This is a genomic window from Neisseria sp. P0021.S007 (genome assembly GCF_051956855.1).
On sequence record NZ_JBQCXA010001491.1, the window covers coordinates 1 to 473 of the forward strand.

1 protein-coding gene is annotated in these 473 nt (G+C 46.1%); it reads right to left on the reverse strand.

Going from position 1 to position 473, the window contains the following annotated elements; genetic code table 11:
* On the reverse strand, nucleotides 1–473 hold a 473-nt coding region (locus ACTHUR_RS19880), incomplete at both ends, for a 4Fe-4S binding protein (RefSeq protein ID WP_440400515.1).

The following is a 473-nucleotide window of genomic DNA, read 5'->3' on the forward strand; positions in this document are numbered from 1 at the left end:
GGCACAGTAATTTGTTTTACGCCCAGTTTTTTAGCAATGCGATTGGTCAATTCTTGCAACGAACCGAAAGAACACAGCCAGCCGCAGAACGTACCCCTGTTCCACAACAGCATGGTCGCCGCTGTAAAGAGCCACAGAATGAACACCAGCGGATCCATCAGGAAGAATTCCCAGTGGAATTCAGTCAAAATTGCGGAGAACAAGGTCAATGTATTGACGACCGACAATTGCGCTTGCGCATACCAACCAATATAAACCAGGGTAAATGTCAGGAAGCAGAGGCGGAAACGGTCATACCATTTTTCGTAACGTACAATCCAGTCTTGGAACAGGAATACCAACAGGAGAATTGTCAAAGCAATACCGACAACAATAATTTGACCTTGTTTGGCTTTCCAAACCTGTTTCCAAAGTTGGTTGGAAACACCATCATCACCGGCAGTCGCATCTTCGGCAATACCCGTACTTTCAGG